Below are 1,857 nucleotides of genomic sequence, written 5' to 3'. Positions count from 1 at the left end.
AGGTTGTGCCAGCGTTTTGACACAACCTCTTTCTGTTTTATAAATATATTAAAGATAAAAGTTATGAGAACATTCACGCCAATTGTTTGAGTACTTATTTTCTGTTTATTTATTAGTTATAATACTAATAGAAAATGTCAATCCGCTTCTTTTCTTAATATGTAAATCCGAACATCCATAATGGAATTATGTTTTGCATTCCGAATTCAATATCATCCTTTACGATATAGGAATTTTCAATATTCTGAATTTGTTTCTGAGATTTACCTTTACCACCTATTTCGAAAGTGTATTTTCCTATGGAAAAGTCAGAACAGGAAGAAGTTGTAATTGGTTGTGTAGCTCTCATCAAAGAAAAGAATACTGTTTCCCGTATGTTCCCAATATCCGGCATACTATCTGAAAGGGCATAAGCCAAATTGGTATTATTCAAATAAACTTTATCTACTTTTCCTAACAACCTGATTCCTTCTGTATCACAGCGTAATTGATTAATAATACCAGCTTTCTCCAAATAGAATATAAGCTCTGATATCGTATTTCTATTTATATCAAGTAGAGCTGCTAACTTTGTGAAATTAGGCTTGAAAGGGACACTCTGAGCAATGATATACAATAGCCTTTTTAATTTTTGTGCCGTGGTTATATTCATTTTGGCAAAAATGGGAATATCATTTTCCAATGCTTGGTTTAAAATACTCCGTAATCGAATATAGTACCCTTTCTCCTTGAAAAAGGGGTAATATCCCTGTTGAAGATATTCCTTAAATAACTGAAGAGGTCGTTCTAAATTATATGGGAAATCAACCTTGTTTTTTAAAATGTCTTCTAAAGAATAAACGGGTAAACGATAACCTCTTGAAATTGCAAGATATTCCCGAAAAGAAAGTCCTGTCATACGGTATTCTAACTTTCGTCGACTCAGATCAGCTTCTCCTGTCTCCAGGTCCAATATTGAAGACCCTGTATATACAACCTGTATTCCTGGAATTAGATCATATATATTTTTTATTTCACGAGACCAACCATAGTATTTATGTATTTCATCTATATAGAGTTTTTTGCCACCATGCTGATAAAATTCCATCGCTAAATCAAAAATTCTATGTTCAGAGAAATAAAGGTCATCAGCTGTAACAAACAAAGTCTCATCAATATTATCATATTGTTTTATATGTTGTAAAAGCATAGTCGTCTTTCCTATACCTCTTGCACCTAGTATAGCTATTAAGCGGCTGTCCCATTCAATTTGATCGTGAAGGTAACGAACAAAATCTGTAGAAGTGTTATTGAGCAATGTTCTATATGCTCTGTAAAGAGTCTCCATAATTGATAATTTTCTAGTTGAATGAACAAATATACAATAAATTGCAGAATAAAAATAGCAAAAAAAACAAATATTGCATTTTTTATTCTGCAATTTAAAGAGTTGTACCTAAAATATCTACTGCCTGATTTATATATGATATATTGTATTTTACCATTTTTCAAAATTAATGTAATTACTACAAAGCAGAATAAATTACTATTCAGGAACAAATATTCTATTTGAAACAAACAAAAGGTAGTAAGACCTTTCATATGCAATAAAATCGATATAATTATTTATTTATTTTCTAACTAACAATACGATTTTATCTTATTTATTTTATAATATATTGAATATAAATATGTTGTAAAACCAAGATGCGGTTTGGACAGGACCCGGAGAACCAGTTGTGCACTGATGATTTTGCCGGGCATTGGGCTCATAATGCGAACTTATCAGTGAAAGCAATTATGGGAATAGCTGGTTACAGCGAGATGGCTAAAATGTTAGGATTTAATGATATAGCAGATAAGTATGCTACTATAGCC

1 protein-coding gene and 1 pseudogene are annotated in these 1,857 nt (G+C 31.3%); one reads left to right on the top strand and one right to left on the bottom strand.

Features of this window, described 5'->3' with window-relative positions:
• Window positions 1-154: 154 nt before the first annotated feature.
• A complete protein-coding gene (locus tag HMPREF2794_RS07090; RefSeq protein ID WP_010536211.1) occupies window positions 155-1,327 on the bottom strand; it encodes an ATP-binding protein in 1,173 nt (390 codons plus the stop codon).
• Window positions 1,328-1,686: 359 nt separating this feature from the next.
• Here HMPREF2794_RS07090 and HMPREF2794_RS07085 point away from each other — a divergent pair.
• Window positions 1,687-1,857: pseudogene (locus HMPREF2794_RS07085) on the top strand (glutaminase domain-containing protein); the annotation flags it as partial.

The sequence above is a fragment of the Bacteroides sp. HMSC067B03 genome, from assembly GCF_001811315.1.
Lineage (GTDB): Bacteria > Bacteroidota > Bacteroidia > Bacteroidales > Bacteroidaceae > Bacteroides > Bacteroides faecis.
Note: the sequence above shows the minus strand (reverse complement) of the source record. Positions and strands in the feature narration are given on the sequence as shown.